At 44.7% G+C, this 12,737-nt stretch carries 18 protein-coding genes and 1 riboswitch; of the genes, 8 read left to right on the top strand and 10 right to left on the bottom strand.

Annotated features, from left to right (window positions below; genetic code table 11):
- The first annotated feature begins 26 nt into the window (after nucleotides 1–26).
- Nucleotides 27–710, top strand: a complete 684-nt coding sequence (gene cotO / locus MHI44_RS17880) for a spore coat protein CotO (protein WP_213414414.1) — start codon at nucleotides 27–29, stop codon at nucleotides 708–710.
- A gap of 92 nt (nucleotides 711–802) precedes the next feature.
- Here the strand turns inward: cotO and cotZ are convergent, their stop codons facing one another.
- The 5 genes from cotZ to cotV form a co-directional block, all read right to left on the bottom strand.
- Nucleotides 803–1,252: a spore coat protein CotZ gene (cotZ, locus tag MHI44_RS17885; RefSeq protein ID WP_014479464.1), complete on the bottom strand. Its 450-nt coding sequence runs from the start codon at nucleotides 1,250–1,252 to the stop codon at nucleotides 803–805.
- A gap of 127 nt (nucleotides 1,253–1,379) precedes the next feature.
- The gene (cotY, locus tag MHI44_RS17890) at nucleotides 1,380–1,868 is read right to left on the bottom strand and encodes a spore coat protein CotY (protein WP_014479465.1); all 489 of its coding nucleotides are present in this window, start codon (nucleotides 1,866–1,868) and stop codon (nucleotides 1,380–1,382) included.
- Between the two features lie 151 nt (nucleotides 1,869–2,019).
- On the bottom strand, nucleotides 2,020–2,532 hold the full coding sequence (gene cotX, locus MHI44_RS17895; RefSeq protein WP_015252341.1) for a spore coat protein CotX: 513 nt from the start codon (nucleotides 2,530–2,532) through the stop codon (nucleotides 2,020–2,022).
- A 94-nt stretch (nucleotides 2,533–2,626) separates the two neighbouring features.
- Nucleotides 2,627–2,950 carry a hypothetical protein gene (locus MHI44_RS17900; protein WP_015252340.1) on the bottom strand — a complete coding sequence of 108 codons (324 nt, stop codon included), beginning with the start codon at nucleotides 2,948–2,950 and terminating at the stop codon, nucleotides 2,627–2,629.
- A gap of 39 nt (nucleotides 2,951–2,989) precedes the next feature.
- Nucleotides 2,990–3,376 carry a spore coat protein CotV gene (cotV, locus tag MHI44_RS17905; RefSeq protein ID WP_339202504.1) on the bottom strand — a complete coding sequence of 129 codons (387 nt, stop codon included), beginning with the start codon at nucleotides 3,374–3,376 and terminating at the stop codon, nucleotides 2,990–2,992.
- 159 nt (nucleotides 3,377–3,535) lie between these two features.
- Between cotV and yjcA the strand changes: the two genes are divergently transcribed.
- The 4 genes from yjcA to spoVIF all read left to right on the top strand — a co-directional run bounded on the left by yjcA (nucleotide 3,536) and on the right by spoVIF (nucleotide 4,996).
- Entirely contained in the window at nucleotides 3,536–3,892 is a 357-nt protein-coding gene (gene yjcA / locus MHI44_RS17910) for a sporulation protein YjcA (protein ID WP_003232879.1), read from the top strand.
- A gap of 279 nt (nucleotides 3,893–4,171) precedes the next feature.
- Nucleotides 4,172–4,378 (top strand): hypothetical protein, encoded by a 207-nt coding sequence (locus MHI44_RS17915; RefSeq protein ID WP_017695696.1) that lies wholly within the window; start codon nucleotides 4,172–4,174, stop codon nucleotides 4,376–4,378.
- 81 nt (nucleotides 4,379–4,459) lie between these two features.
- Nucleotides 4,460–4,609, top strand: a complete 150-nt coding sequence (gene yjcZ / locus MHI44_RS17920) for a sporulation protein YjcZ (RefSeq protein WP_003232872.1) — start codon at nucleotides 4,460–4,462, stop codon at nucleotides 4,607–4,609.
- Between the two features lie 132 nt (nucleotides 4,610–4,741).
- The gene (gene spoVIF, locus MHI44_RS17925) at nucleotides 4,742–4,996 is read left to right on the top strand and encodes a sporulation-specific transcription regulator SopVIF (RefSeq protein ID WP_003232870.1); all 255 of its coding nucleotides are present in this window, start codon (nucleotides 4,742–4,744) and stop codon (nucleotides 4,994–4,996) included.
- A gap of 73 nt (nucleotides 4,997–5,069) precedes the next feature.
- Here spoVIF and MHI44_RS17930 read toward each other — a convergent pair whose 3' ends face one another.
- Nucleotides 5,070–7,349, bottom strand: a complete 2,280-nt coding sequence (locus MHI44_RS17930; RefSeq protein WP_161477069.1) for an ATP-dependent helicase — start codon at nucleotides 7,347–7,349, stop codon at nucleotides 5,070–5,072.
- A gap of 116 nt (nucleotides 7,350–7,465) precedes the next feature.
- Between MHI44_RS17930 and MHI44_RS17935 the strand changes: the two genes are divergently transcribed.
- Complete coding sequence (locus MHI44_RS17935) at nucleotides 7,466–7,720, top strand: hypothetical protein (protein WP_003232866.1); 255 nt, start codon at nucleotides 7,466–7,468, stop codon at nucleotides 7,718–7,720.
- Nucleotides 7,721–7,792: 72 nt separating this feature from the next.
- On the opposite strand, the gene MHI44_RS17940 is transcribed toward MHI44_RS17935, so the two are convergent.
- Genes MHI44_RS17940 through MHI44_RS17950 form a run of 3 tightly spaced genes read right to left on the bottom strand, consistent with a single transcriptional unit; the run spans nucleotide 7,793 to nucleotide 9,493 of the window.
- A complete protein-coding gene (locus MHI44_RS17940; protein WP_339202505.1) occupies nucleotides 7,793–8,215 on the bottom strand; it encodes a GNAT family N-acetyltransferase in 423 nt (140 codons plus the stop codon).
- Between the two features lie 3 nt (nucleotides 8,216–8,218).
- The gene (locus MHI44_RS17945) at nucleotides 8,219–8,734 is read right to left on the bottom strand and encodes a YjcG family protein (RefSeq protein ID WP_003232861.1); all 516 of its coding nucleotides are present in this window, start codon (nucleotides 8,732–8,734) and stop codon (nucleotides 8,219–8,221) included.
- A gap of 36 nt (nucleotides 8,735–8,770) precedes the next feature.
- The gene (locus MHI44_RS17950) at nucleotides 8,771–9,493 is read right to left on the bottom strand and encodes an esterase family protein (protein ID WP_015252332.1); all 723 of its coding nucleotides are present in this window, start codon (nucleotides 9,491–9,493) and stop codon (nucleotides 8,771–8,773) included.
- Between the two features lie 167 nt (nucleotides 9,494–9,660).
- Nucleotides 9,661–9,781: riboswitch (SAM riboswitch) on the top strand.
- Between the two features lie 67 nt (nucleotides 9,782–9,848).
- Here MHI44_RS17950 and metI point away from each other — a divergent pair.
- A complete protein-coding gene (gene metI / locus MHI44_RS17955; protein ID WP_192858443.1) occupies nucleotides 9,849–10,970 on the top strand; it encodes a cystathionine gamma-synthase/O-acetylhomoserine thiolyase in 1,122 nt (373 codons plus the stop codon).
- A complete protein-coding gene (metC, locus tag MHI44_RS17960; protein ID WP_128992644.1) occupies nucleotides 10,963–12,135 on the top strand; it encodes a cystathionine beta-lyase in 1,173 nt (390 codons plus the stop codon). The genes metI and metC overlap by 8 nt, the downstream gene beginning before the upstream one ends.
- Before the next feature lie 32 nt (nucleotides 12,136–12,167).
- Here the strand turns inward: metC and MHI44_RS17965 are convergent, their stop codons facing one another.
- A complete protein-coding gene (locus MHI44_RS17965; RefSeq protein WP_015252328.1) occupies nucleotides 12,168–12,713 on the bottom strand; it encodes a GNAT family protein in 546 nt (181 codons plus the stop codon).
- Nucleotides 12,714–12,737: the final 24 nt, after the last annotated feature.

Genomic DNA, 12,737 nt, shown 5'->3' on the forward strand with positions numbered 1-12,737 from the left:
AGATAGAATATGACACAATCGGAGGGATGAAGATGTCTAATAAGAAAAGAAACGCGGATAAAAAACCGCTCATGTATATTGTTCAGCCGGATTATGCAGAAACTACAAGGTCATCCATGCAGGAGATTGTCATCAAAAGAAAGGCCGACAAACCCGCTCCGCCAAAAGCTGAGGAAAAGCCGGTTTACCATGAGAAGCAGCAGGAGGAAGCTGTGGCACAGGATGTCCTGCAAGAAGACCAAAAGCCTGCAGCCGAACCAGTGAGTCAGCAAACTCAAGAGGTGAGAGAGCCAGAGAACATAAAAAGCCAGGAGGAACAGAAAGCAGAGCCGCAGGCCGTAGAAGAAACCGTTGAACACGAGCCCCCGAAAGCAGAAAAAAAGGAAGAGCCTGCACTTGAGGCCCGGAAGCCTGAGAAAGAACCGGAAGCTGTCCATAGTGCTGATAAAGCGGAGGAAAAAGCACCTCCGGCACGAAAAGTGAAAAAACCGATGAGCAAGATGACGATCCACGAAAAAATTGATTTTTTAACAAAGCTGCCTCATAACATGCCGAGAGCGCTTTGTTTGATTGAAGCCAATGGAAGAACGTACAGGGGCGTGATTGTCGGAAGAAGAAATGATTCCGTCCTGCTTCGAACAACCGGAAACGGAGCCCCAACCGAACTGGCAATCGATGATATTACCTCTTTGCACCCGCTCGGTTTTTAACGAAAAAGAAAAAAGCTGCCCGGCTGATGTTGCCGGACAGCTTTTTTACATAGAGAAAAGCCTGCAGGCCTGCAAGCTTTTCCAGCTTATGATTAATGCTGATGATGTGTACGATTAATTAATCGAGGATTTAAGCAGTTGATTGCGCAGAAGCAGTCTAAGTCAACTTCAATACAGTAGTTCGTTTTTTCGAGTCGGAACACTTCGCACACCGTATCTTTATCGGTGAAGTCCAAAATGTGTTTGTGTTCGTCAAATGCGATTAATAATGACAGTGTTGCGCAGCTTCCATGCACTCTTTCCACCCTGAAAAATACTGTATTAAAGCAAGGGCCGTTATCGAGTTCGCCGACATTTCCGAAGGCGACTAATGGCGTTGATTTTGATGTAAATATTGCAAAAGGCACTGTGTCGCCTAACGAATGGCTTACAGATAAAAGCTTAGAGTGGCAGCCGGTCGGGCAGTCTTCTTCAACAGCGTTTTGCAGATCTTCAATATTTTCTACAGCTTCACGCACGCAGCTTGATGTTTTCTGGCTCATATTATCCCTCCTGCCTTATAAATTTGAGACTGGCGAAATGATGGAGAGTCAGCTGCCTCACGCTGGAAGCAGCTGAATGATTTGCACCTGTAATAGAGTTTGGAAGGGGATTCCTCTTTACAAGTGTTTATCCATTGTGATGATGCTTTTTATCTTTATGAGGCGATGTTCTGTCAACTAGCTCTGGTGACAGGCACTGAATCGCGCAGAAGCATCCGAGATCCACTTCAATGCAGAAATCTGTTTTTTCTAGCCCGAAGAAATCCGGGTCGCAAGGGTGGCAAACACTTAAGGTATCGCCTTTAACATCGACAGGGCGTAAAATAGACAGTGTTGCGCAGCAATCACATAATTTTTCAACGCGGAAGAAAATGGATTCAAAGCATTGCATATCATCCACAAATCCCCCCACGTTTCCGAATGTGGAGAACAATCCGCCTTTTTTATCAAACAAGAGAAACGGAATTGTGTCTTTACCTGCAATTGTCGGATTCAAAAGGTTTGTATAGCAGCCAGTCGGACACTGTTCCTCAACTGCCTCCTGCTCTGCTAAAATCTTTTCCACTGCATCGCATACACAGTTCTCATGCCGGCCATGGGTTTTTCCGCAGCTCATTGATTTCAGCTCCTTCTTTATAGGGTATTTGACTTTAGTCCTTAACAACATATGTACCCGTGCCCCACTTGGTGTGGGTGAACGTCTATATATTCATCATATGCTTGGAAAATAAGAAAAAGCAGAGCGTTTTTAGCTCTGCTTTTAGGTTCTAGAGGACAAGAGTGATGACTAGGACAGCGATCAGAACGTTTGTAGCTGTAGAGACAAGGGTTGCGATATCGGCATCTACTGTTGTGACGTTTACGCCGCGGGAGCATTCGATAAGAAGTTTCTGGCGGTTTACTTGCTTGTTAGCTGTAAGCTGCAATAAATCTTGTGCGACTAATTCAGCAATAACGCCATCTGCAATGGAGGTGAGAGCTACTGTCAAGACAGCTGCATTAAGCGCTGTTACAATAGATGTTACGGCTTGAACGTCTGTAGATGAAACGTTGATGTCACAAGAGTCTCTAATAATAATCGTCTCATCTGAGACTTGTTTGTTGAGATTTGCCTGAGCTAGATCTTGGTCGATAAAGGCGTTGTTGTCATTGCCAAACCCATTGTTATTGCAGCAAATATCGCAATTGCATTTTCTTTCTTCTTTTTCTTTCTCTTTGTGCTCTAACGGATGGTCACAGTCAGGATCAAGTGCAACCCAAGAGTATGGTCTGCTTTCCATATCTATTCCTCCTTTTCTTTTACTGTTATTAAATGAGCGAGCCTCTTACTTTGACTGAGGCATTTATCTTGATGATGTGCCCTATTTTTTATGATTAATTTGAATTGTTATTGTTTTGCCGTCTTTGTCTGAGCTGTTCAATGAGCTGCTCTCTGCGGCTAAGCGGTTTATCGCTCTTTTGCTCTTGTACGGCTTCTTCTTCTTTTTTCTTCTTGTGTTTTTCAGCTAGCTCCGCTGATTTCGCTTGCAGGTCTTTTACCATATTCAAAAGCATTTCTTTTTCTTCATCTGATACTTTTTTCATTTTGTCTTTTGTGATGCCGTGTTTTACAAATATGTTTTGGACCAGCATTTTCATCATTGGATCAACTTCTGGGAGCTTTTCAAGCTCTTCTTTGATTTTATCGTTATCTGACATTTGTTCTCACCTCAACTTTTAGTTTGTGAAAAGAAAGGATTAAAGGATGTCGAATTCAAGTAGCATACTGTTTAACACCTGAAGCAAGATTTGTACAAAGGTTATTATTTCGTCTGCAGACAAAGTAATCTTGATGTTTCGGCTGTTGATAATTTTAATGATGGTTCTTTTTTTGATTTGGGAGCTATCGAGAATGAGTATTTCGCTTGCTACTGTGTCGGCCAAGTCCTCGTCGGCAATAACGAGCTGTGTCAGCAGGATAATCAATGTTGTAACCAAGGCTTGTATAGAAAGGGCAGCTGTTATATGTGACGTATCTATTGTGATATTTTCGCAATCAATCACTTCGATCTGCTGCTCGAATTCGCTTGATAATTGCTCAAATATGTCAGGATGCAGGGATTCAATTTTTGTTTCAAATGACATAACCTTCACTCCTTTCTTATCCATACTCTATATAATGCAAATGGGGTGCAGAGCGGAATAATAAAAATAACCAATTTTCTGCCGGACAAGATACAATTCATGAAGAATAGGGTTTTCGCATATATGTGAAGGGATCATGATTGGCAAAGGAGTGAACGAGTGGTTATAAATGGGCTGACAATTGTTCTTCTATCGCTTGCGGTCTTTCGGCTCGCCCGCCTGCTGGTGTTTGACACGATTATGGCGCCGCTTCGCAGTCTGTTTCATGAAGAGAAGGAAGAAAAGGATGCGGACGGGAATATTCAAACCTATATCGTGATTAAAGGAACCGGTGTCAGGGCGTTTATTGGTGAATTGCTGAGCTGCTATTGGTGCACAGGCGTGTGGTGCGCCGGCTTTTTGATTTTATGCCAGGCGTTGATCCCGCAAGCGGCGCAGTGGCTGATTTTACTTTTGGCGATCGCCGGCCTTGCCGGCATCATAGAAACGCTCGTATCAAAATGGCTGCAAGAATGAGGCGTTACCACCAGCAACTTTTCACTAGCATCAGCATAAAGTAGCATATATGACATAAGGAAAGGAAGGGAACAAAATGAATCAATTCAATAAACCTTCCCAAAAATCTCCATATACAGATTCGTCGTATCAATCAAAAAAGATAAAAAAGAAAGGCTGCGGGTGCGGAAATAAAAAGAAAAAGCCTCAATAGCCTGGCAAAGAAACCGGAGAACTCCGGTTTTTTGTTTTTTAACGGAGCGGCCTCGCTCAGCATATATCATAAGCGGGGGGATAAAAGTGAATGAGTTTGAAAAATGGATAGAAGGAAGATATGAACCACACGAACAAAAGCAAAAAGAGTATGAAGACACGATGGGCCGTATCAGAAAAGACTTGGATGCATTTGATAAAGCCGGTCTGGAATTTGAAGATGAGATTGAAGAGCTGGCTGAAAAAACGGAGGCCTTACTTAAAAAACATCAAGCTCAATATGATCAATCGTAAATCCGCAAACGCCCTATGCGAATATCCAAGCCGATCCAAGCAGCTCACATAGTGTATAGAGAGTAAAGGAGGTGCTTATCTATGGGCTTTGGATACGGATTCGGCGGCGGCTACGGCGGCGGCTGTTATGGCGGTTATGCTGGCGGTTACGGCGGCGGCTATGGTTCAACATTTGTTTTGTTGGTCGTATTATTCATTCTCCTCATCATCGTAGGTGCATCTTTCTTTTAAGATGTATTGAGGAAGTACGGGTTATAACCCGTGCTTCCTTGCCTTGTGTTTATTTTTAAAAATGTTGGAAAAGCACATTGTATTATGTGCATTCATACAATACCGTATTACTCCGCCAAAAGGAGGCGCATTATGGATAATCAATTTTTTAAGAACATCGAAAAGAAAACAGGTGTGAAGATGCAGGATGTAATGAATCTTGCCGGATCACTCCAAAACGCTAATTTTAAAGATGAAAATACAGTGCGCAGTGTGATTAACCGCGTAGCTCAGATGGCAAACAGACGCGTGCCAAAAGAATTAGAAGATAAAATTGTGGAATCTATTACAAGCGGAAAAGAAAAGCTTGATTTTGGCACGATTTCTAAAATGATGGATAATAAATAAGTGGATGGCCTGGCTGACTCACTGCAGCGGGCCTTTTTTTACAGTAAAAACCCGGCAGTAATCTGCCGGGCTGTTAATGATGCAAGGGCTGTCTTGCTTTCTGTAGCAGGGGATACAAAAATCTTGAGCGGTTGGCTGTTTTGCCGCGCCTATTAGCGGGGCAAGACAAATATAAATGCTGTTTCGCCCGGGTCATGGCTACATATAAAAGGCGTCTTTCCTCCTCAAGAGCGGCCTCGTCTCCTTTTCTTGCCGTTTCTAATGAGAAATCGTGCGGAATCGAGCCGTCTACAGTGCCTAACACGTAGACTGTTTTGAATTCAAGGCCTTTTGACCGGTGAATGGTCATCAGCTGAACGCCATGTTCATCCGTTCTGTTTTTCTCAGCGGCCCTCATATGGTCTACGTGGGCAAGAAAGTCAGGAATTGTTTTGAACTTCTTGGCGACAACCTTGATGTCGCGCAGGTCATCGGAACCTTTTTCCAGCTTGTTGCCCTCATTGCCCCGCTTTTTTAAATACTCGGAGAAGCCCATTTTTCCTTCTGCAAAGGTGATGGCTTCTACGGGCTTCATCGTGCGGAGGCTTGCAAAAAACGGTACGATTTTCTTGATTTTGTCCAGCTGGAATGGCTTCAGATCAGGCAATTTGGCCAGCGCTTTGATCATGGTACAGTCCTCTGTAATCGAGAGCGCCTTCAGCGTATTCAAAGCGGACTGTTTTAAAAACAAGGCGGGAAGCAAATGTTTAATCGCCTCGGTGTCATCCTCATTTTGGCTGGCGTACAAGTAGGCGAGAATCTGGCGGACGATCCGTCTGCTGTAAAACGATTGGACGCCGCGGTCAGCTGTATACGGAATTGACGATTGATGAAGCCTTTCATATATAGCACGGCCTCCGCTGTTTGTGCGGTAAAGAACCGCAAAGTCTTCTGGACTGGCTCCATTTTGAATTTTTTCTTTGATATCGGAAACGACCATTGTGGCTTCTTCCTCTTCATCATAAGGATAAAACAGCACAGGGACCTGAATGTCATCGCGGGCCGCTTCAAGCGTTTTGGCATATCTGTTTTTGTTCTTTTTCACAACGATATCAGCACTAGAGACGATCGGGTGCGTAGACCTGTAGTTCGCAGTTAAATAGATCGTCTTCGCTCCCGGATAATCCTTTTGAAAATCAAGAATGAAAGACGGATTGCTTCCGCGAAACGCGTAGATGGACTGGTCATCGTCTCCGACACAGCACAGGTTTTGCTCCGGGCTGGCGAGCATTTGCATGATTTTGTATTGAACCGGATTAATGTCCTGAAACTCATCAATTAAGATATACGTAAACCGAGATTGATATTGTTCCAGAAGGTCAGGCCGCTCGATAAACAATTCATAGCAGGCTGAAGCCATGTCATCAAAATCAAATTGGCTGTGTTCTTTTTTCTGGCGTTCATAATGTTCATATAAACGATAAACTTGTTTTTCCCACTCATCTTTTAGAGGGATGCGTTCATTTGGGACATAAGTGTTTTTCCAAAAACCGATCTGCTGCAGAGCTTGGTCAACTGGGAATTCTTTCTCATCGATGCCTTCTTCATAGAGTGCTTTTTTGATATATTGTTCCCGCTGCCACTCCATTTTCAGCAGATGCTCACCGTTCCATTTAGCAGAATTAGAGTGATACAAGATCTTATAAAACAGACTGTGGAATGTTCCTGTCACAAGTCTTCTGACTTTTGCCGGCTGTAATCCGTACTGGTTCGCCATACGCTCTTTCATTTCAGCGACAGCTTTTGTTGTAAAGGTGACAAGCAGCATATTTTCAGGCGGTATGCCTAAGTGTTCGATCATGTGGGCGGCACGGGCTGTCAGCACCCGTGTTTTTCCGCTCCCCGCACCTGCAAGCACAAGCAGCGGACCTTCTGTTTCCGTGACCGCTTTCAGCTGATCCGTGTTTAAGCCGACAGACGGAAAAAGGCTCGTATCGGGTTCTATTGTTTTTGGCACAAATGGTGTTCCTGGTTTAATGCTTCTTGGACGGTGCCATTCCGTAACAGCTGGAGACGGGTCAGCGGCGATCGCTTTTCCCTTGGGCAAACGAATGACACCAGATTCCTGATCATCTTCTTTTTTTTCCTCTTTGGCGGGCTTCGGAGCACACGCCTCCTCACATGCCGGGAAATCGCCTGGCTGGCGATGGATAAACTCTGGCGGATCGGCGATGTTAAGCCGTAACAAAACGGGATTTCCGCAATGAGAACAAAATAAATGTCCTTTTATTCCTTCTTCAAAGAGGAATTGATAATGTTCTCTCGAATATGTATGTAAATGTATGATTCTATCATTCAGTCGGGCGCATTTCAAAAAGGGGTCCTCCCAATCAAAAGGTGTTCATTACAGACAATGACTATCATATCAAAAGAAATGTGTTTCAAAAAGTAAGTTTAAGGGAAAAGAGACAGCAGAGGGGTGGGTATTGTATGATATATGCAGGTCAAATTCAGAACCAGCAATACGCTCAATATGCTAATAGAACGATTGGACATAAGCAGGATTATGCCGGAACCGAAAAAATCAGCTATGTCCCGTTTCAGCGGGTATACAAAGAACTGGAAAAGCAGCAGGAGAATCAAACGGCAGCTGAAAGAAAAGTAAACGAGATGAAACGTAAGCGCTCTCTTTATAAGAGGTTGCGAGAAAAAGGAATGGGGACATATATTAATCGATATGTATAAAAAACCGTTCATACGAGAGAACGGTTTTTTTATATGCAGTAAAAATCCGGATCTCAAAAGATCCGGATGCGTTCAGTCCTTCATCATTTGTAAGTGCGGAATGCCGGCATCGAGGAATTCTTTTTCAGAAAGCACGCGATACCCGTGTTTCTTGTAAAACGGCACAGCCTGTGTTTGCGCGTTTAAAATGAAACCGGAAGCGCCTCCGTCTGCCGCGGCTTTTTCGAGCGCTTTCATAATGATGCCGCCGACACCGGCTGAGCGGTGGCTTTTCAGTACGCAAATCCGCTCTAACTTGCCGTAGCCGTCCTTCATACGCCATCTTCCGGCACCGACAGGCTTTTCACCGTCATACACGACGATATGCTCTGACTCATTTTCAAGTTCGTCAATTTCTTCTTCAGCAGGCACGTTTTGTTCTTTGACAAAGACTTCTTCTCTTACATAGAATGCATCTTTCAGTTGGTCTTCATTTTTTGCGATAACTGCTCTCAAACATTATTCTCCTCTGCCTAGCAAGAAGGTTTCATATACTGTCCACGATCCGTTTTCCAACTGGTAAAGCAAGTGGAAACGGTCAACGATTTCTTCATGCGACACTTCCTGCATTTTTAATTGTCCCAGCACATCTGAATGCTCATCGTCGGAAAGATTTTGGCCGACCGTCACATGCGGAACGAAATTATATTCCTGTTCTCCTGCCAACACACCGGTGTATAGCTTTTCATTGAGTGTTTTTAACTCTTCCGTCGGTTCTGCTTTGATGTAAATGACATTATTGACAGGCGCAAATGAGCTGTATTTTGTCATTTTGAGAACGAGTGGGTGGGACTCTTTTGCGATGTTTCTTAAATGTGATACGAGCTGATCCGCTTTCTCCTCCGCGCATTCAAAGGATGCTCTCAGCGTCAAATGAGGCGGGATCAGAGAGTAGCTTGGGTCATAGCGCTTTCTGTAAGAGTTTGCAAGGTCTTGGAGCTTTTTTGATGGAAATAAAACGATTCCGTATTTCATATTATGTCCCTCCTGGAAATAAAGTATGATAGAGTGTTAAAGCATTTTTTTCAGCGCCGGGGTGATGAGCGGCTGCCAGTATGTCCATTTGTGGTCTCCGTCAAATGGCTCAAAATAATAATCGGAAAGCTTCTTCTCCAGCAGCTGCTTCAGCTCCTGGTTCGGTTCTGTAAAGTCCAGAATGTTCCCGTCTGTCGTGTGGACGTCAGTTTCTTTTGTTCCGATTTGGTGATAAATAGAGAGGTGTTTGATATCGTCTGACTGTTTTACGGCTTCTAGTACGTGTTTGTCAACATAGGGAGACTGCATGATGATGTTGCCAAACATATTCGGATAATCAAGCGCTGTCATAAGTGACACGGTCGCTCCGAGCGAATCACCGATCAGGGTTCGGCCATAACCGATCTGATAGGTTGGATACTCATCATCTGCAAAAGGAACGAGCTCATGGGCGATGAACCGTTTATACGCCGAAAATTTTGAACCCTCCGGATGATAGGTGTTTCTGCGCTCTTTTACATCCTTATAGGGAACACCGATAATAATGCTCCGGTCTATTTCGTGTTTCGACAGCAATTCCTCAACCTGTCTGCCGATTCTCCCCAGCCTGAAATAATCGTGGCCGTCCTGTGCGATAATGACATGGTATTTATAAAGCGGGGAGTAGTTGGACGGCAGATAAACAAGCAAGGTCATTTCCTCGTTAAGCTCTTTTGAAAAGAATTTCTTTTCTTGCACTGTGCCGTTTTTCGGTGCCATAAAAACATTCCTCCAGGACATCACTATACTTTCTTGCATTTTCAATTATTGTACCATGAATTATTAGAAATTTCTCTCTTTAAACGGTTCGGAACACGAAGAAAAAAGTGTTGAAATAAACTGTGAATTGCGCTAATATAAAACAATCAGAAAATTGAAATCGATATTTCTTATCGTGAGAGGTGGAGGGACTGGCCCTTAGAAACCTCAGCAACCGGCTTGTTTTGCATGTGCAAAGCGCCAAGGTGCTAAATCCAGCAAGCGTTTTTTATGCTTGGAAGATAAGAAGAAGCGTTAAACCCCTTCTTCTTATGAAGAAGGGGTTTTTATTTTGAAAAGGGAAGGTGTCAGCTATATGTCACAGCACGTTGAAACGAAATTAGCCCAAATAGGGAACCGAAGCGATGAAGTCACGGGAACAGTGAGTGCTCCTATTTATTTATCAACAGCATACCGCCACAGAGGGATCGGAGAATCAACTGGATTTGATTATGTCCGCACAAAAAATCCGACACGCCAGCTTGTTGAGGACGCGATCGCTAACTTAGAAAACGGCGCAAGAGGGCTTGCCTTTAGTTCAGGAATGGCTGCTATCCAAACGATTATGGCGCTGTTTAAAAGCGGAGATGAACTGATTGTTTCATCGGACCTATATGGCGGCACGTACCGTTTATTTGAAAATGAATGGAAAAAATACGGATTGACTTTTCATTATGATGATTTCAGCGATGAGGACTGTTTACGCTCTAAGATTACGCCGAATACAAAAGCGGTGTTTGTGGAAACGCCGACAAACCCCCTCATGCAGGAGGCGGACATTGAACATATTGCCCGGATTACAAAGGAGCACGGTCTTCTGCTGATCGTAGATAATACATTTTATACACCGGTCTTGCAGCGGCCGCTTGAGCTGGGAGCTGACATTGTCATTCACAGCGCAACCAAGTATTTAGGCGGGCATAACGATCTGCTTGCTGGACTTGTCGTGGTGAAGGATGAGCGGCTCGGAGAGGAAATGTTTCAGCATCAAAATGCGATTGGCGCCGTCCTGCCGCCATTTGATTCGTGGCTTCTGATGAGAGGAATGAAGACGCTGAGCCTCAGAATGCGTCAGCATCAGGCAAACGCGCAGGAGCTTGCGGCGTTTTTAGAAGAGCAGGAAGAAATTTCGGATGTGCTGTATCCCGGAAAAGGCGGCATGCTGTCCTTCCGTCTGCAAAAAGAAGAATGGGTCAATCCGTTTTTAAAAGCACTGAAGACCATTTGTTTTGCAGAAAGCCTCGGCGGGGTGGAAAGCTTTATTACATACCCTGCGACCCAGACGCACATGGATATTCCTGAAGAGATCCGCATCGCAAACGGGGTGTGCAATCGGTTGCTGCGCTTTTCTGTCGGTATTGAACATGCGGAAGATTTAAAAGAGGATCTAAAACAGGCATTATTTCAGGTCAAAGAGGGAGCTGTTTCATTTGAGTAAACACAATTGGACGCTGGAAACCCAGCTCGTGCACAATCCATTTAAAACAGACGGCGGAACCGGGGCGGTCAGTGTACCGATTCAGCACGCCTCGACTTTTCACCAACCTTCATTTGAAGAGTTCGGGGCATATGATTACAGCCGCTCTGGCACGCCGACAAGAACAGCTCTCGAAGAAACAATTGCCGCATTGGAAGGCGGAACAAGAGGATTTGCTTTCAGTTCAGGCATGGCTGCTATCTCAACAGCATTTTTACTGCTGTCACAGGGTGATCACGTTCTTGTGACCGAAGATGTATACGGCGGAACCTTCCGTATGGTGACAGAGGTGCTGACCCGGTTTGGCATTGAGCATACGTTTGTGGACATGACGGATCGTAATGAAGTGGCGCGGAGCATCAAGCCGAACACAAAGGTCATTTATATGGAGACGCCATCAAATCCGACACTTGGGATTACAGATATTAAAGCGATTGTTCAGCTTGCAAAAGAAAACGGCTGTCTGACCTTTCTGGACAATACATTCATGACACCGGCACTGCAGCGTCCGCTTGATCTCGGCGTGGATATTGTACTTCACAGCGCGACAAAATTCTTAAGCGGACACAGCGATGTGCTCTCAGGTTTAGCTGCTGTCAAAGATGAAGAGCTTGGGAAGCAGCTGTATAAGCTGCAAAACGCGTTCGGCGCCGTCCTTGGCGTGCAAGATTGCTGGCTCGTGCTGCGCGGCTTAAAAACGTTGCAGGTCCGTTTAGAAAAAGCGAGCCAAACAGCGCAGCGGCTTGCGGAATTTTTCCAGAAGCACCCGGCGGTCAAGCGCGTGTATTATCCGGGACTGGCTGATCATCCCGGCGCTGAAACCCATAAAAGCCAGTCAACGGGAGCGGGCGCCGTGCTATCTTTTGAGCTTGAAAGCAAAGAGGCCGTTAAGAAGTTAGTCGAGAATGTGTCACTTCCAGTCTTCGCTGTCAGCCTTGGCGCCGTGGAATCGATTTTGTCCTATCCGGCAACGATGTCTCACGCGGCAATGCCTAAGGAAGAGCGTGAAAAACGCGGTATCACTGATGGCCTGCTCCGTCTGAGTGTGGGCGTCGAACATGCAGACGATTTAGAACACGATTTCGAACAAGCGCTGAAAGAAATTGCTCCAGTTGCGGTTCGTTAAAAAAGAAGCCGGGGATGGCCCGGCTTCTTTTATTATTGTTCGTCATCAGGATTCAGAATCGCGAGGACTTGATGATCCTCCCAAACGCCATTAATTTTTACATTTTTTCGGGCGATGCCTTCTTTATGAAATCCCGCTTTTTCTAAAACACGCATGGACCCGAGATTACGGGGCATCACACCGGCTTCAATCCGATGCAGTTTCAATTCGTGGAACGCATAATCAACAACCAATCTGACTGCCTCTGTCATAATGCCCTTTCCATTATGGGCTTTGTCTAAAAAATACCCGATGAACGCAGTTTGCAGCGCGCCACGGATGATTTGAAAGAGCGAAACCGTCCCGATTAATCTATCGTCTGACGCTGTAAAGATGCCAAAATGATATTCTTCATCTTTCTCAAGTCTTTCCTGATACTCGGTTATTCGTTTTCTTTGCCCCTCAACCGTATAGTAATCGTCTGCGCGTATCATAGAAAACTGTTCGAAAAAATCCCGATTTTCGCTTTGCAGCCGCAAATTTTCTTCGGCATCCTTTCCTTCTAAAGGTCTAACATAAATGGTTTTTCCTTTTAACATACAGTGATCTCTCCGTTCTCATGT

This window comes from Bacillus sp. FSL K6-1366 (assembly GCF_037976695.1).
GTDB lineage: Bacteria > Bacillota > Bacilli > Bacillales > Bacillaceae > Bacillus > Bacillus subtilis.